General features: G+C 42.2%; 13 protein-coding genes. 6 read left to right on the plus strand and 7 right to left on the minus strand.

Features of this window, described 5'->3' with window-relative positions:
• Window positions 1-108: 108 nt before the first annotated feature.
• A complete protein-coding gene (locus tag HCZ11_RS00615) occupies window positions 109-726 on the plus strand; it encodes an HAD family hydrolase (RefSeq protein WP_130053006.1) in 618 nt (205 codons plus the stop codon).
• Window positions 727-858: 132 nt separating this feature from the next.
• Entirely contained in the window at window positions 859-1,584 is a 726-nt protein-coding gene (locus tag HCZ11_RS00620; RefSeq protein ID WP_054553380.1) for a YebC/PmpR family DNA-binding transcriptional regulator, read from the plus strand.
• 351 nt (window positions 1,585-1,935) lie between these two features.
• Here HCZ11_RS00620 and HCZ11_RS00625 read toward each other — a convergent pair whose 3' ends face one another.
• Window positions 1,936-4,113 (minus strand): malate synthase G, encoded by a 2,178-nt coding sequence (locus tag HCZ11_RS00625; RefSeq protein WP_167657581.1) that lies wholly within the window; start codon window positions 4,111-4,113, stop codon window positions 1,936-1,938.
• A gap of 225 nt (window positions 4,114-4,338) precedes the next feature.
• On the opposite strand from HCZ11_RS00625, the gene HCZ11_RS00630 reads away from it, so the two are divergent.
• Window positions 4,339-5,940: an isocitrate lyase gene (locus HCZ11_RS00630; protein ID WP_130053004.1), complete on the plus strand. Its 1,602-nt coding sequence runs from the start codon at window positions 4,339-4,341 to the stop codon at window positions 5,938-5,940.
• 1,113 nt (window positions 5,941-7,053) lie between these two features.
• Here HCZ11_RS00630 and HCZ11_RS00635 read toward each other — a convergent pair.
• Window positions 7,054-9,081, minus strand: coding sequence for a S9 family peptidase (locus HCZ11_RS00635; RefSeq protein ID WP_130053003.1), 2,028 nt, complete (start codon window positions 9,079-9,081; stop codon window positions 7,054-7,056).
• Window positions 9,082-9,243: 162 nt separating this feature from the next.
• On the opposite strand from HCZ11_RS00635, the gene HCZ11_RS00640 reads away from it, so the two are divergent.
• From HCZ11_RS00640 to HCZ11_RS00650, 3 genes are all read left to right on the plus strand, one after another.
• Window positions 9,244-9,621: a VOC family protein gene (locus tag HCZ11_RS00640; RefSeq protein WP_130053002.1), complete on the plus strand. Its 378-nt coding sequence runs from the start codon at window positions 9,244-9,246 to the stop codon at window positions 9,619-9,621.
• Between the two features lie 359 nt (window positions 9,622-9,980).
• Window positions 9,981-10,241 carry a hypothetical protein gene (locus HCZ11_RS00645; RefSeq protein ID WP_130053001.1) on the plus strand — a complete coding sequence of 87 codons (261 nt, stop codon included), beginning with the start codon at window positions 9,981-9,983 and terminating at the stop codon, window positions 10,239-10,241.
• Between the two features lie 190 nt (window positions 10,242-10,431).
• Window positions 10,432-11,412, plus strand: a complete 981-nt coding sequence (locus tag HCZ11_RS00650; RefSeq protein WP_167657328.1) for a hypothetical protein — start codon at window positions 10,432-10,434, stop codon at window positions 11,410-11,412.
• A 58-nt stretch (window positions 11,413-11,470) separates the two neighbouring features.
• Here HCZ11_RS00650 and HCZ11_RS00655 read toward each other — a convergent pair whose 3' ends face one another.
• Genes HCZ11_RS00655 through HCZ11_RS00675 form a run of 5 tightly spaced genes read right to left on the minus strand, consistent with a single transcriptional unit; the run spans window position 11,471 to window position 16,571 of the window.
• A complete protein-coding gene (locus HCZ11_RS00655; protein WP_167657329.1) occupies window positions 11,471-12,328 on the minus strand; it encodes an aminotransferase class IV in 858 nt (285 codons plus the stop codon).
• 2 nt (window positions 12,329-12,330) lie between these two features.
• Window positions 12,331-13,194: a glutamate cyclase domain-containing protein gene (locus HCZ11_RS00660; protein ID WP_130052998.1), complete on the minus strand. Its 864-nt coding sequence runs from the start codon at window positions 13,192-13,194 to the stop codon at window positions 12,331-12,333.
• Window positions 13,179-13,910 carry a 5-oxoprolinase subunit PxpA gene (locus HCZ11_RS00665; protein ID WP_167657582.1) on the minus strand — a complete coding sequence of 244 codons (732 nt, stop codon included), beginning with the start codon at window positions 13,908-13,910 and terminating at the stop codon, window positions 13,179-13,181. Before HCZ11_RS00665 ends, HCZ11_RS00660 begins: the two co-directional genes overlap by 16 nt.
• Window positions 13,911-13,916: 6 nt before the next feature.
• Window positions 13,917-14,714: a putative hydro-lyase gene (locus HCZ11_RS00670; protein WP_130052997.1), complete on the minus strand. Its 798-nt coding sequence runs from the start codon at window positions 14,712-14,714 to the stop codon at window positions 13,917-13,919.
• Between the two features lie 48 nt (window positions 14,715-14,762).
• Complete coding sequence (locus HCZ11_RS00675) at window positions 14,763-16,571, minus strand: glycoside hydrolase family 3 protein (protein WP_167657330.1); 1,809 nt, start codon at window positions 16,569-16,571, stop codon at window positions 14,763-14,765.
• Window positions 16,572-16,644: the final 73 nt, after the last annotated feature.

Genomic DNA, 16,644 nt, shown 5'->3' on the forward strand with positions numbered 1-16,644 from the left:
TTAAAAAAGTTACTTTTTTAATCCTTTGATCCTTTAATTAACTTCTTTCGTAAACTATCTTATTAGTGGGCTTCAAAATTTTCCCAATTCTCATATACAGGGATTTATATGACTATCCATGACAATAAAATCCGTGGCGTAATTTTTGATTTAGATGGTACTTTGGTTTCATCGGAGTTAGATTTTTCGTTAATTAAAGCACAGGTAGGTTGTCCTATCGAGAATGACTTACTCGCTTATATTGCATCATTACCTTCGCCTTACATGCGTGAAGAAGCAATGAATATTGTCCATCAACATGAACTTATTGATGCTCAGCACGCTCATTTATTGCCTGGTGTTGCTGAAGCTATTACTAGGCTAAAAGAAAATAATATCCCAATGGCTATTGTTACCCGTAATTACGATCGGGCTGCTGCCATTAAATTAAAGAATAACCCATTACCTATAGAAACAGTGTTAACTCGCTCTGATGCGCCAGCTAAGCCTGACCCAAGTGCTTTAAATGCCATTGCTACATTATGGGAACTTGACCAGTCAGAGTTACTCTATGTTGGTGATTATTTATTTGATATACAAGCAGCCCATAATGCTAATATGCGAGCTTGTTTATATGCACCAGACGAAATTCCCGAATACGCAAATCAAGCTGATTATGTAATGCATCACTTTTCAGAACTACCTATTTTGGTTGACTCATTCCAAGAAAATAAGGTGTTATGTTAAATAGCCTTGTTTTTTATTTTTCCCGAGATAAATTGTTAGTTTTTTATTTTTCAAAATGTCCTAGTACTAGCCCAAGCGGTCATGAGTTGCTAAAATATCGGCAATTATCAAATGTATTCATAGAGGCATAAGATGGGCAGAGCATTTGAAGTCCGCAAAAACGCCATGGCTAAAACAGCCAATGCAAAAACAAAAGTAAATTCTAAATACGGAAAAGAAATCTACGTAGTTGCTAAAAATGGCGAACCAGATCCAGAAGTTAACCAAGCGCTAAAGCGTATTATTGAGCGTGCCAAGAAAGACCAAGTTCCAGCACATGTAATCGATAACGCGATCAAAAAAGCAGCCGGTGGGGCAGGGGAAGACTATTCACCAGCACGTTATGAAGGTTACGGTCCTGGTAATTGTATGGTTATTGTTGACTGTTTAACTGATAACCCTAACCGTACTATCAAAGATGTACGTTTACCGTTCACAAAAACAGATTCAAAAATTGGCACACCTGGTTGTGTAGCCCATATGTTCGATCACTTAGCTGTTTTAGGCTTTGAAGGTGATGACGACGAAGTCGTGCTAGAAGCGCTGATGATGGCGGATGTAGACGTAACAGATGTAGAAGTAGAAGACGGCAAAGTATCAGTATTCGCTCCTCACACAGAGTACTACAAAGCAAAAACAGCACTGGAAGAAGCATTTGAAGGTATTAACTTTGAAGTAGACGAGATTACGTTTGTTCCACAAGTTCATACTGACATCACTGATCCAGATGATATCGCAAACTTTGAAAAGTTTATTTCTATGCTTGATGACTGTGATGACGTTCAAAACGTTTATCACAATGCGATTGTCAAAAACTAATTTTTAAGAAATTAGCATGTAAAAAAGGGGGATTTGGTAACAAATCCCCCTTTTTTAATAGATTTTTATTATGCCGTGAATGATGAGTATTCACTGTCGTTATGAGTTTATACCAATACGCTTAATTTAATGGTCTATTTTGAGGCAATAAAACCTCGTTGATAACAAGGCAAAAATTTCGTTATTTAGTTGTTCTAAATCAGAAATTTTTAACGCAGGTAGCGACAGGTTTAATCCCTCAAAATAATTAAGTATTATTGCGGATTGGTATCAATTGATATTAGTCAAAAAAAAGCAGCCCTTAGGCTGCTAGGAACGACACATGAAACTCGAAGGGGAGTTGTGTAGTGGCTAATTTAACGACTTATACTTTATACGGAACGCATGTAATAATGGTTCAGTATAGCCACTAGGTTGTTTAACTCCCTCTAGTACAAGGGCTAGCGCTGCTTGATAAGCCACACTTTGCGCTAACGTTTCGGCAGAATCTGCCATATTCTTGTAGGCTGGATCACCTTCATTTTGACCATCAACAACTTTTGCCATACGCGCCATAGTTTTTCTAATTTGCTCTTCAGAGCAAACGCCATGATACAACCAATTAGCCATGTGTTGGCTTGAAATCCGCAGTGTGGCACGGTCTTCCATTAAACCAACATGATTGATGTCTGGTACTTTAGAGCAGCCAATACCTTGGTCAATCCAACGTACAACATAACCTAGAATACCCTGTGCATTGTTATCAAGTTCGGCTTGAATATCTTCTTTGCTTAAGCTGCTTGCATCTTTCATAAGCGGTGGAGTGAGTAAGCTGGTAAGGCTTGCTTCTTTGCGGTCCATAAGCGATTTTTGACAGGCAAACACATCTATATCGTGATAATGCATTGCATGTAGGGTTGCAGCTGTCGGAGAGGGCACCCATGCGGTATTTGCACCACTTTTCGGGTGACCACTTTTTTGTTCCATCATTAATGCCATCTTATCTGGCATTGGCCACATACCTTTACCAATCTGTGCTTTACCACTTAGTCCTGTAGCAAGCCCAATATCAACATTGCGATCTTCATATGCGCTGATCCAAGGCTCAAGTTTGATAGCGCCTTTTGGCAGTACAACACCAGCTTGCATCGAAGTATGAATTTCGTCACCGGTACGGTCTAAGAAGCCAGTATTAATGAACACAACACGTTTTTTCGCTTCGAAAATACAGGCTTTTAAGTTAGCTGAAGTGCGGCGTTCTTCATCCATAATACCCATTTTAATTGTGTTTTCAGGCAAGCCTAATAGCTGCTCAACGCGGGTAAATAATGTATTAGTGAATGCCACTTCTTCTGGACCGTGCATTTTTGGTTTAACAATATTAATGCTATTGGCCGTTGAATTTTTTAGGCTGTTTGTACCTTTTAAGTCATGAAGAGCTGCTGTGCTGGTGATAATGGCATCCATAATGCCTTCAAACACGTCATTGCCTTCACTATCTTGGATAGCAGGGTTTGTCATTAAGTGGCCAACGTTACGCACAAACATCATGCTACGGCCTTTTAGCGTAAGTGTTTCACCATTCACACCTTGATATTGGCGGTCTTGTGCTAAACGACGCTCAATGGTTTTACCGCCTTTGTTAAATGCTTCTACTAGGTTACCTTGCATTAAACCAAGCCAGTTTTGATATACGTTTACTTTGTCTTCGGCATCGACAGCGGCAACTGAATCTTCACAATCCATAATCGTTGTGAGGGCTGCTTCAAGTAGCACATCTTTAAGGCCTGCTTTATCAGCTTGACCTATTGGGTGATGATGGTCGATTTGCAGTTCAATATGTAAGCCATTATTTTTCAGTAAGATAGCGGTTGGGTTTTGCGCTTCACCTTGGTAACCGATAAGTTGATCAGGGTTTGCTAGGCGAACCTGGCTGCTGTCACGTAATGTTATTAAAAGTTCATTGTTAACCACTGAATAGCTAGTACTTTCGATATGCGAGCCATTTGCTAAAGGTAATGCTTTATCAAGGAACTGGCGGGCATAAGCCATTACTTTAAAGCCACGTACAGGGTTGTATGTAGAGCCTTTCTCTGCGCCGTCATCTTCACTTAATACATCAGTGCCATACAGCGCATCATACAAAGAGCCCCAGCGGGCATTCGCTGCGTTTAAGGCAAAGCGTGCGTTGCTCACAGGCACAACAAGCTGCGGCCCCGCAGTGCTAGCGATTTCAGGCTCGACCTGTTCTGTTTCTATGCTGAAGCTAGCTGGCTCGGGAACTAGGTAGCCAATGTCCTCAAGGAATGCTTGATAGTTAGCTGCATCCCATACCGGTTGCTGCTTGTGATAGTCATCAATCTTAGCTTGCAGTTGTTCGCGTTTTTCTAAAAGCGCACGATTGATTGGCGTTAATTCATTGACGATTTCAGCAAAACCTTGCCAAAAGGTGTCTGTGCTAATGCCTGTTCCTGGTAAAAGTTGCTGCTCAACAAACTGTGCTAGTTGTTGATCAACGCTTAAACCGTTAAGTGAGAGAGTGGTCATAATAATGTCCTTTAAACGAGCTTAAATTGATCATTCATGGCTAAACCATATCGTAAAAAAGGCTAATAAGCAGGCTATTTGTCATTCACTAGATATATAGTGGCAATAACAACTATAAATTTACTAAATCCTTAAAATCCGCCTAATGTTGAATTAAGCGCTACGAAGCAAACGCCAAGTAGCCACTCTCACTAACAAAAATAGATAACCCGTTCGAAGGATTTTATTATGACAACATATCAACGCGAAACAGATAACCTAGCTACTTTATGTCAAACACAAGGCAAAACGTGGCAGTCAATCAACCCAGAATACGCAAGCCGTATGCGCTTACAAAACCGTTTTCGTACGGGTCTAGACATCGCACAATACACTGCAGACATTATGCGTGCAGACATGGCTGCATACGATGCTGACCACAGCCAATACACACAATCATTAGGTTGTTGGCATGGTTTCACTGCACAACAAATGATGATGGCAATTAAACGTCATAACAAAACAACTAAACGCAGCTACGTTTACCTAAGTGGCTGGATGGTTGCGGCACTTCGCTCTGAGTTCGGTCCATTACCTGACCAAAGTATGCATGAAAAAACATCTGTTCCAGCGCTAATCGAAGAAATCTACACCTTCTTAAAGCAAGCTGATGCACGTGAACTTGACCACCTTTATAAAGACCTAGACGAAGCGAAAGCAAACGGCGGTGACGTTCAAGCTGTGCTAAATAAAATCGATAACTTCGAAAGCCATGTTGTGCCAATTATTGCTGATATCGATGCGGGTTTCGGTAACGAAGAAGCAACTTACCTACTGGCTAAAAAGATGATTGAAGCAGGTGCATGTGCTATCCAAATCGAGAACCAAGTATCTGACGCAAAACAATGTGGTCACCAAGCAGGTAAAGTAACAGTACCGCATGAAGATTTCTTAGCAAAAATTAACGCAGTTCGTTACGCATTCTTAGAGCTTGGTATTGATAACGGTATCATCGTTGCTCGTACAGACTCACTAGGTGCAAGCCTTACTCAAAAAGTGCCTGTATCTAAAACACCTGGCGACCTTGCTAGCCAATACACGTCGTTCCTTGAAACAACACCAGTAAACAGTGTGGATGACTTAAATGAAGGCGACACAGCAATGAAGCTTAATGGTCAACTTTGCAAACCAACACGTTTAGATAATGGTTTATACCAGTTCCGTGAAGGCACAGAGAAAGACCGCGTAGTTCTAGACTGTGTAACTAGCTTACAATCAGGCGCAGACTTACTGTGGATTGAAACAGAAAAGCCTAACGTTAAACAAATCGCTGAGCTTGTTAACCGCGTTAAAGAGCAAGTACCAAATGCTAAGCTGGTATACAACAACTCACCGTCGTTCAACTGGACACTTAAATTCCGTGAGCAAGTATATGCTGAGTGGCAAGCGCAAGGTAAAGACTTATCTGCTTACCCAAGTATCGATGATAATAAGGCATTAATGGCACCAGAAATGGATGACACAGAGCTTGCAGCGGCAGCAGACGTACTTGTGCAAAACTTCCAAAAAGATGGTGCACGTGAAGCGGGTATCTTCCATCACCTAATCACGCTACCAACTTACCATACAGCGGCGCTAAGCACTGATATTCTATCAGAAGGCTATTTCGGCGACCTAGGGATGCTAGCGTATGTTCGTGACGTACAACGTCAAGAAATCCGCCGTGAGCAAGCATCAGTGAAACACCAAGACCTAGCAGGTTCTAACATTGGTGATACTCATAAAGAGTACTTCTCTGGTGAAAATGCGCTTAAAGCCGGTGGTGAAGCAAATACCATGAACCAGTTCTAACCAAGTTGTAATTTCCTGCGTATACCCAGGCTACGTGAAGATGTAATTTTCAGCGCTATCACAGGGGTTTCAATACAAGGCGTGACAATGAAGGAATGTAGGTACCTTTCGATTTGTCACAACGTAGTAGTGGAGCCCCTGTGAAGCGCCCGAAGGGCAAGGTTAAAACGCATTTATACTGCGTTATTGATTTTAATAAGGGAACCACCATTATCTGCAATCAATGCCTTGTCTAAATGCGTTTTATCTCTTGCTGAAACCTGCATCTCCACGCAGTCTGGGTATAAAATTCAATAATGTTGTTAGGGGCCTTCGGGCCCTTTTTCATTTGTAGCTATCAGCTTTCAGACTCGCATCTCGTAGGTTCGGATCACTATTTAACCAAGTCTTGGATCAGCCATTTACTAGCTTTATAAAAATACAGATCACGCATTTACCAGCCTCATAATTTTAGATCAGGATTTAACTACCTCCGTCTTATGAGCTTTAATTTAGAGCTTATTGCCTGAGTACAGCCTCTAGAATGGTTAAAAATGGGTAATATAAACGGCAATTTAATGTTGTTTTGTAGAATCTAGCGATTTATAAACCGATTTTTTATTAACTCACCCAAGCCATAAACCGATTTTTTACCAACTCCATACCCTTACAAACCAAAATTTTACTAACTGAAGCTAGGTTTTTAGCGGCACAAACCGATTTTTTACTAACTCAAGTTACTGATTTTGGCTATAAACCGATTTTTTACTAACTGCTTTTTGGGTAATGTCCGATATTTGAGAAAAGTATGTAAGGAGTTAATCACATTTTAAGTGTAAAGGGGGTTTACAGAGAAAAGAAAGCTGTCAGCTGTCAGCTGTCAGCCGTCAGCTATCAGATTGAAATTCAAAAGTTAGAAAGGAGAAAGTAGCAGCGGGTTTACCCCGCGTTATAGTTTTATTAAATGACGTGGCATAAAGCCGCTGCTACAGGTAAGTGTGAAACTATTTTATGTTTTGTGTATGGCGCGGCATAAAGCCGCGCTTAATGCAATTTGAGATAAGTTAAACGAAACTGCGTCACGAAATTCGTTCACCTTGTGCAAACGAAATGTTCTCGCTTCGCTCGATGTCGTTAATTATTTCCACTGTTTTTATCAAACCACCATTGAATATAGGCGACTTTGGTCATCAGGTTTGATGGGCGAGCGGTAATACCATGTGAGGCATTAGGAATACGCACCATCGCTGTATCAACACCTTGTAGCTTTAAGGCTTGGTAAAATTGTTCGGTTTCAGAAATTGGGGTGCGATAGTCTGATTCACCGGTTAACAGCATGGTTGGTGTTTTAACATTGCCAACATAGCTTATTGGTGAGCGCTTCATGTAATGCTCAATGTTGTCCCATGGCTTACCAGGGAACCAATAATCAGCAAAGAAAGGGTAGAAGTCAGCAGTTAGTACAAAACTGATCCAATTGATGACAGGTTTAGCAACTACCGCTGCTGCAAAGCGGTCAGTATGGCCCACAATCCATGCTGTTAAAACACCACCGCCTGAACCGCCGGTAACAAACAATTTGCTCTCATCAATAAAGCCCTTATTGATGACAGCATCAACACCTGTCATCAAGTCATCAAAGTCATTACTTGGGTAGTTATGATGAATTGTTTGCGCAAATTCTTTACCGTATGAATCACTGCCGCGTGGGTTCATATAAAGCACAACGTTACCTTTGGCTGCATATAATTGCACTTCAGGGCTAAAATGAGGGCCATAGTTTGCAACAGGACCACCGTGGATTTCTAAAATAAGTGGGTACTTTTTGCTTTTATCAAAGCCCGGTGGGTAAGCAACCCAACCTTGAATAGCCAAGCCATCGTGGCTTGACTTAACCCAAATTTCTTCAACCTTAGCGAGTTCTTTGTCGCCCAGCGCATCTTCGTTTAATTGCGTTAAACGCGCTGTTTTACCGCGCTTAATTAGTGCTACATCAGCTGGGCGTTGGGTATCTGCAAGTGTGAATGCAACTTCACCATCTTCGCTCACGTCAAAGTCACCACCCGAATACGGACGGCCAAAGGCGACACTACCAATCTCTGAGGTAATCACTTTATGTTTACCACTACGAGGTTGGTAAGCTAGGTGTGTTTTACCTTCGCTATCGTAGCTAAAATAAAGACCTCTGCCACTATCATCCCATTTTATGCTTTCGACGCTACGGTCTAAATCAGCAGTGAGCACTGAGGTTTTACCTGAATTTAAATCAAGTAAATAAATGTCGTTATTTTCATAGTTAGTCTTTTTGTCGTCATAGCCTGTGTATGCAAGGTAACGACCATTTGGTGAGACTTTAGGGCGTGAATCTGGGCCTTTACGGTTTGTTATTTGGGTAATTGAACGATCCGCTAAACTAAGTTTATAGATTTCAGATTCAGTTGGGTGTAGTTCGTTGTTTTCATAACGATTAGCCGAAAAATAGAACGCATCGCCTTGCTCGTTAAAGCTGATTGCTCCGCCGTGATCAAAATCACCTGAGCTTAATTGACGTGCATTGCCGCCAGTTGCACTGATGATAAAAAAGTGACGATAGCCTTTTTCAGAGTAGCCACCGCCATCGGCACGGTAATAAGTATCGTCAATATATTTAGCTGGCTCTGCCCACTTAGCGCCCTCAGGCTTACCCGGTAATGACACAGGGCTTGCTGATTTTGCTGGTACAAACTGGCTAAACACCAATTGCTTGCCATCTGGTGTCCAAGTTAATCCACCAGGGCTTTGCGTTAGGTTACTAATTTTCGCTACGTTACCGGTTTTTAACCATTTTACATAGATTTGGCTGCTACCATCACGGGTAGAAATAAACGCTAAGCGAGTTTCATCCGGTGACAGCACCGGAGAGTAATCCATATGCACGCCAGACGTTAGCGGTAGCATGGTTTTACCATCTGGGTTTACTGACCAAATATTGCTGACTTTACGGTCGCTTTTGATATCCATGCGATTACGCACAAAGTAAATTGTATCGCCATTTTTTGTCATTTCTATTTGGTTGGCGTATTCAAGATCAAAAACATTTTCGAGGTCAAAGGTATTGCTAGCTTCTGCGTGGCTGTAAAAGCTAGCTGCTGCAAGCAGTGCTAAAGATGTTTTAAACTTCATTTTATTTCCTTGTTAGTGAGCAGAGATTAGGGCGTGTTGACCTGTTATAAAGTAACAACCATAAGAAATATAGTCCATTGCGATGAATGAAGAAATCAATAGACAGATGGTCATTTCCCTTTTATGTTGAGTAAAGACACTTTTAAATGTAAGGAGCACACAATGATAGGTTACATCATGTTAGGCACTAACAACCTAGCTAAAGCAGTAAAGTATTACGATGAATTGTTCGCCACTCTAAACGCCGAGCGCTTCTTAGAAACTGATCGCTTTGTCGCATGGAGTACAGGTCAAGATAAGCCCGGTTTTGCGGTTACTAAACCCCATAATGATGAAAAAGCCACAGTTGGTAACGGTACTATGATCGCTCTGGCAGTCGAAACTCCAGCCCAAGTAGATGCCTTTTATAAAAAAGCCATAGAACTAGGTGGCACTGACGAAGGCGCTCCCGGCCCACGTGAAATGCCGGGCTTTTATGCGGGATACTTTAGAGACCTAGACGGTAACAAACTTAATGTGTTTTGTTTTACGCATGGGTGAGGGGAGTTAGCAAGGGGAAAGTTAGAACCCTCGCGCGAAATAAATTTCACGTTTACAAGAAAACCGTGGGATTACCTTAAGCAGAGAATCAGGAGGCTTTTGTTCGGCGCTAAAGCACCTCCTATCTCGCTTCTCGCCTATCTTTCACACACCTCGAAGCTCATTTCTAGTACTTTAAAACAAGCATTATCACCATATTGTGTTTATTTTAGGGAAAAGTTGTCTTTTTCACTATTTATTGGTGAAAATATCAACTATGCTTTTGCTTTAATCTCTCATTGTATTGATTTATATGAAGTTATATTGTTGGTTCGATAATTGCTCCAGACTTTTTACCAACACTTTTAAAGGAAATAAAAATGAAAAATACACTAACGCTTACCCTTCTTGCTGTACTGCTTTTGGTTCTGTATTCACAGTTCACAGAATTAGCCTATAAATTTGGTTTTGCTGAGCTTAAACTTAATGCGGTTTTGGAAAACAGTGAACATATGAAAGTAAAGTGTGATGTATACTCACTTGGCTATTTCGATGAAATAAAACTTCAAAATAAATTTCAAAAATGCATCAATGATTATGAAGCTGAAGGCTACGAAATCGTGAGCAGAACAGACCAATAATCGTTTTGAGTAGGCGCCATGCTCGCATGGCGCGCCGCTGCATCGCCGAACAGCCTGCGCTTCGCGCGAAATAAATTTCACGCCTACAAAAACTGACGGCTGAAAGCCTACAATTTGAACTCTACCAACTTCCTCTTATTTTCATTACACTGTTCTAATACAAAAATAATTATAAAAAATGAGAATGATCATGACGTCGAAACTGCTTAAATCTCTTTGCTGTGTATTTGCACTTAGCCTTGTGGGGTGTGGTGCAGGAGAGGTGTTTACAGCACCTGCGAGTAGTGAGTTTGCGCATGGCAATGAGCTACTAAGTGCCACGGCGCTTACTGAAGATGCGAGTCACGCGTTAGTGGCAACTGAGTCTAAAGTGTGCGTTTGGGATAATCAGTTAAAAGCGCGTCTATACGATTGTATAACAGGGCAGGGCGCTGAACATGTTGAGCTTGCGGGCTTTAGCGCCAACAAATCTCGTTTTTTCATTTCAAATCGGTTATCAGTGACTTTATACGATACTCGCACCGGGCGTAGTATTGGCACTTGGCTCACTGGGCAAGAAATCGCCAGAGACATCGCTATTTCAGCTGTAGGCGATACTTTGGTTATAGCCTATCGTAGCGGTAAGGCTGAGGTGATAAATACCCGCACAGGTGATACTAAGCGTTTTGATATTCATCGCTTAGATATTAATAGCGTGGCGTTATCGGCTGATGGTCAGTGGGCGTTTACTGGCTCGAGCGACAAATACGTAAAGCTTTGGTCAACGAGCGATGGCAGCACTCGCTTTGAAGAGCGTTTAGCTACTAGAGTAAATCACGTTACTTTAAATGATACAGCGAGCTTGGCCTTTGCAATTGATTCGGTTGATGATCGAGTATTTTTTGATTTAGCCAATAAAAAAGAACTATCAGAAGTGGCCTCATACGCTAACTTTATTGAGTTCACCGCATCGCAATTTATTAATCAAGATAAATGGCTATTAACGGGTTCGCCAAAAATGAAGATGCGTTTATATCGCGTTGCAGATGGTGAACTAATCGCTGAATACGAAGCTAAACAACAGCGCCAGCGTACGTCAGTACTGAGTGTGGCATACGATGGTAACCTGCTATATTCAGAAACCAGTGACGGCCTACTGCAAGCTTGGCCATTTGATATAATAAGCAATTAAATAATAGCTAAAAAAAACGCCTACTTTAAGTAGGCGTTTTTTTTAAAGTGCGATTAAATTAGTAATCAAACTTATGCTTGGTAAACAGGCTTTGCACTTGTTGCCAAATTGCACCTGGTTTGCCATCGCCAACTAACTTGCCATTTACTTTTACGACTGGGCCAACTTCTTTAGTGGCGCTGGTGATCCATACCTCGTCGGCATCAAGTAACTCTTCTTTACTAATAATGCGCTCTTGCACTTTAAAATCACTGTAACTGTGAAGAATATTGAGGATTAACCAGCGGGTGATCCCCGGTAAAATTTGGTTATCAAGTGGTGGCGTGCTGATCACACCATCTTTTGCGATAAACACATTACTTGAACTGGCTTCGGTAATTTCTTCTAAACGATTAAATAGAATGGTTTCTTTATTACCCGCTGCTGCACCGTGTTGGTAATGGATCACGTTGCCAAGCAGTGCCGTTGATTTTATATGGCAACGTTGCCAGCGACGATCTTGCTCAAGTGATACGGTGTAAGTTGTTGCGCTATCGATGTCGCTTTTTGGCTCTGCCGGAATTTCAAAAGCAAACGCAAATACGGTCGGAGTAATATTGCTTGGGTAGCCGTGGGCACGTTTTGTATCAGCGCCGCGGCTCACATGCAAATAAATCCCTAGGTTGTCACCTTGGTTTTTTTCGCATAAATCATTACAGATTTTACGCCACGTATCGGGATTGTAATCGAGCTTAATTTCAAGCTCGTTTAAACCGTTATTCATACGCTCAATATGTGCGCCAAAGCCTAGCATTTTGCCTTGGTATGATGGGATCACTTCATAAATGCCATCGCCAAATAAGAAGCCGCGATCCATTGGTGAAATCTTTGCTTCATCAGCGCCAAGGTATTCACCATTTAGGTATACCGTGCCCATTGTTAAACCTCATTCTCTGTCGTAAAGCCGCCAAGTTGGCGAAGCCGAGTTATTAATTGTTGACCATGCATTGCATGCAGGCCGTCTTCGGTGAGCTCGTTTTTATGGGTGACACCATCGACACTACCGCGCTCACTTAGATAATGTAAAATATTGAGTGGCTCAATTTCAGCCAGCAAATCGGTGTTATGCCAGCGACTTAAAAAGGCTATCAGCCCGTACGCCGCCCAGTTAGATACATCGGCGAGTAAAAGTTCATCGCAAGGAGTTAAACAAGGAGTAATGTTTAGCGCTTGCATGTGCTGTGCAAGGTTACCCATGCCTATTTCGTTACCGCCATCACCAATCGCTATGGTGGGGCAACGTGCTTCTGTTACAAAAAAATCAAAGCAGCCGCAATGCTCAGAAATATCAATACCGCGCATATTGTAATAACGCTGATGCTGATTCAGCCCCGGGCGTTCTATTGATAAAACACAATCAGGTTTCAGCTGTGCAAGGGCTTTAATGCTAAAAGTGTGGGCATTATCAATGCTATTAATTGGCAGCTCAAAGCAGTTAAAGTCTTTTTTAAGGGCACTGTAAAGGGGGTTGCCAGTAACCAAAAGGGGCTGTTTACCAAGTTTTTTGAGTACTTTGTAAAGTGCAATCGCTCCAACTGGGCCGTCGGTTTCGAAGGTATTGTTGACTGCAAAGCCTGTACCAATCAATACAGTACCTTGTGCTTGATGAAGGTATTTCGCTGCGCGTAAATACGTACCCGTTAGTTGTTTTGCATATAAATGCTGCATACCACGCGGGTTTTGTTCAACCATCATGGTTTCAATTTGTTGGCTGAGCGCAGCGTCGCTTATGCTTGCTGACATAGTGCTTTGATCTCTTGAATGAGCGCAATACCCGCTTCATTATCGCCGTGCACACACAGGCTATCGGCATCAAGCGCAAGCTGCTGACCGCTTCGCGTTGTGACTGTGCCATTTTCAACTAACTGTCTAACCTGCGCCATTAGCGCTGGTTTATCGTGTACACTGCCAGCTAAAGAGCGCGTGACTAGTTTACCTTCGTCTGTGTATTGACGGTCGGCAAACGCCTCTAGAATGAGTTCTAGTTGAAGATTTTTTGCTTGTACTTTGTGTTCGGCTGCTTGGTTGGTGGCTAAAATCATTAATTTTAGTGGCTTTGCATAACTAGCCACAGCACGCATAACGATATTCAAGGTTTGCTCGTCACTCATCATATCGTTATATAAGGCGCCATGTGGTTTTACGTATTCGAGCGTTAAGCCATGTACCGCAGCCATACCATCAATTGCAGCAATTTGATAATGCAGGCAATTGGTAAGCTCTTTTTCACTCATAGCCATAGAACGGCGACCAAAGCCTTGCTTATCTGGGTAACTTGGGTGTGCGCCAATCATTACCTTGTGTTGCTTGGCAAGGGCTAGGGTGTTTGCCATCACATCGGCATCGCCAGCATGAAAACCACAAGCAATGTTTGCCATATCAATATGTGGCATAACTTGCTCGTCTAAGCCCATTTTCCACATCCCATAGCTTTCGCCAAGGTCGCAATTAAGTTTCATCGTCATTTATAACGCTGCCATTTTACTATTTGGAATATCAGTGATCAGCATGTGTCCTGGGCTATGCGTGATACAAAAATCAGGTGCTGCGTTGGCAATCGCAACTTGTGGAGTAACACCACAGGCCCAAAACACCGGTACTTCACCTGCTTTGATGGTAACCGCATCGCCAAATTCAGGCTTGTTAATATCTTTTATGCCAATTGCTACAGGGTCACCAAAATGCACTGGCGCACCATGTACACTTGGAAAACGGCTGCAAATTTGGATTGCCCGAATAGCATCTGCAGGTTTCATTGGGCGCATGCTAACGACCATATTGGCGTGGAAAATCCCCGCACTCTGGCAGGCCATATTGGTTACATACATAGGCACATTTTTTTGCTCGCTGATATTTCTGATCTCAAGACCCGCGGCAATAAGCGCTTCTTCAAACGAGAACGAGCAACCAATTAGAAAGGTGACTAAATCATCGCGCCAATGGCTTGTAATATCAGTTACTTCTTCAACCATTTGGCCATTTTTAAAGATGCGGTAACGAGGGAAGTCGCTACGAATATCTATATCTTCACCAACGGTTGGCATATCGGTAACGCCCGGTAAACGGCTAGTAGCAATAATCGGGCAAGCTTTCGGGTTTGCTTGGCTAAACTGCAAAAAATCAAACGCATATTGTTTAGGTAAAATCACTAAATTTGCTTGCACAAAACCCGGTGCAAAACCCGATGTATTTCCACTGTAGTCACCCTCACGTACCATTTTACGAATAGCCGCAGGAGTGGTTAAAGATGCATTTTTTTGCATGTGACTCTCCTTGAAGTTAACACTTGCCCATAGTTGCTACAATAACACTCAGTTCAGGTCATTAATAGTAACGGGCAGCTGCCCTTTAGCAGGGGCCTTCCCTAGTAAAACTTTTGCTAGCGCTGTGAATGCAGGACCAGCAATCTTTTCATCTGTATCTACATCTATATTGTAAGCATAGGTGGCAAGTACAGCATCACCAAATTTTCCAAATTGAGCAATATCGTAAGGGGCACGTAAGCTTACAAATACGGTCTTCTTATGGGCTAATTTTGCTTGTTTTAGCAATGATTCTAATGCCGCAGATTGATCTGCTTTAGCAATTGCAAACTCTGGGTTATCAGCCAAATCGTCCATTCCACCTACTTCAACAGCACTTTGTTTTGGTGACGCATTTGCGGCAATGATTATATCGGCTTCGTTAATTTCTTTTAACGTAGCAAGCTTCTCATAGCCTTGCAAACTAGTGCAGCTAAAGCTGATTAACTTATCAGTGTTATCAACTAACGCCTGCTGTAGGGCATAGCACTTGCGGGTATCTGGCATAATAATATGCACTTTGCTGCCTGATTTAATGTCGAGTGGTAGGGTATTCTTTTCGTTTTTAACTTCGGTGATAGCTGCTAATGCTAATTCGGCTTCTACTTTTCTGTGACCTTGATCACCAAGTAAAAGCTGCGCTTTTTTGATAGCTACTTCGTCGTCAAGTGAAGAGGTGAGTTTAAACTTCTCTTTAAGTCTTAAAATACGCGTTGCTGAAGCACTCATTTCGTCAGCATTTAAAGTGCCACGCTGTACTTCTTGCTCTAATCTGTCAATTAGGGCTTCAAGTACCGCCAAGTCTTTAGGGCTTCTTATTTCAATTGGCATAAGCGCAATATCAACACCCGCTGCAAAGGTATTTATCACTGCTTCAATTGGTTCAAAGAAGTGGCTAATCCCCGCCATATCAAGTGCATCGGTGATCACAACACCTTGATAACCGAGTTCATCACGCAATAATTCGGTGATGATTTTGCGCGACATTGTTGCAGGTTTGATCATGGTTTTGCCTTCTTTACTGACAAACGTACTGTCATCGAGGGCTGGATATTGGATATGTGCAGTCATGATCATACCCGGCTGTTGATTCTTAATAATTTCTTTAAATGGTGGTAGGTCTTGCTGCCAAATGGTTTCTTTATCATGCATTACCTTTGGCAAGCCTGTGTGGCTATCTACGTTAGTATCGCCATGCCCCGGAAAGTGCTTTAACGATGAAATAACGCCGTTATTTTCGAACCCTGCGACTTGTGCACCACCTAGTTTCGCAACCAGTTGCGGGTCTTCGCCGTAAGAACGTACGTTAATAACAGGGTTATCAGGGTTCATGTTTACATCGACCGTGGGTGCATAGTTAACATTAACACCCAGTGCTAAAAGCTCGTCGGCGATAATGCGCGCAGACTCAGTCGCGAAGTATGTGCCATGTTCTTTGTAGGTTGCGCCAATCGACATATTACCTGTGAATGAAGTGCCTACATCACGAGGAATTCGGGCTACTCGGCCACCTTCTTGATCTATCGAAATAAACAGCGGTAAGCCTAACTCAGACTTAGCAGCAGCTTTTTGTAGATCATTATTAAGTTTGATCACCTGTGGCACTGTATCGATATTTTCAGCAAATAAAATCACACCACCAATGTTATGTTTAGTGATGATATTGGCTAAATCGGCTGGCAGCTGAGTGACCGGTGTACGGCATTTTTGCTCGCCAGGGTCTTGCTCACAGTAATAGCGCAGGTCGAGCATGAGCTTTTGCCCTAACTGTTGTTTTAAAGTTAATGCAGACTCAGCAAATGATGATTGTAATGGCATGAAACATCCTAATCCGATAACCAGTGACGATAGTGCAAACTTATTTAACACAGCAAGCTCCAAAGCAAAACGC

The sequence above is a fragment of the Pseudoalteromonas sp. HF66 genome (assembly GCF_011806445.1).
GTDB lineage: Bacteria > Pseudomonadota > Gammaproteobacteria > Enterobacterales > Alteromonadaceae > Pseudoalteromonas > Pseudoalteromonas apostichopi.

Coding starts and splice junctions, on each gene's coding strand:
- HCZ11_RS00615 (WP_130053006.1), top strand. CDS start 109: ATGACTATCCATGACAATAAAATCCGTGGCGTAATTTTTGATTTAGAT.
- HCZ11_RS00620 (WP_054553380.1), top strand. CDS start 859: ATGGGCAGAGCATTTGAAGTCCGCAAAAACGCCATGGCTAAAACAGCC.
- HCZ11_RS00630 (WP_130053004.1), top strand. CDS start 4,339: ATGACAACATATCAACGCGAAACAGATAACCTAGCTACTTTATGTCAA.
- HCZ11_RS00635 (WP_130053003.1), bottom strand. CDS start 9,081: ATGAAGTTTAAAACATCTTTAGCACTGCTTGCAGCAGCTAGCTTTTAC.
- HCZ11_RS00640 (WP_130053002.1), top strand. CDS start 9,244: ATGATAGGTTACATCATGTTAGGCACTAACAACCTAGCTAAAGCAGTA.
- HCZ11_RS00645 (WP_130053001.1), top strand. CDS start 9,981: ATGAAAAATACACTAACGCTTACCCTTCTTGCTGTACTGCTTTTGGTT.
- HCZ11_RS00650 (WP_167657328.1), top strand. CDS start 10,432: ATGACGTCGAAACTGCTTAAATCTCTTTGCTGTGTATTTGCACTTAGC.
- HCZ11_RS00655 (WP_167657329.1), bottom strand. CDS start 12,328: ATGGGCACGGTATACCTAAATGGTGAATACCTTGGCGCTGATGAAGCA.
- HCZ11_RS00660 (WP_130052998.1), bottom strand. CDS start 13,194: ATGTCAGCAAGCATAAGCGACGCTGCGCTCAGCCAACAAATTGAAACC.
- HCZ11_RS00665 (WP_167657582.1), bottom strand. CDS start 13,910: ATGAAACTTAATTGCGACCTTGGCGAAAGCTATGGGATGTGGAAAATG.
- HCZ11_RS00670 (WP_130052997.1), bottom strand. CDS start 14,714: ATGCAAAAAAATGCATCTTTAACCACTCCTGCGGCTATTCGTAAAATG.
- HCZ11_RS00675 (WP_167657330.1), bottom strand. CDS start 16,571: ATGCCATTACAATCATCATTTGCTGAGTCTGCATTAACTTTAAAACAA.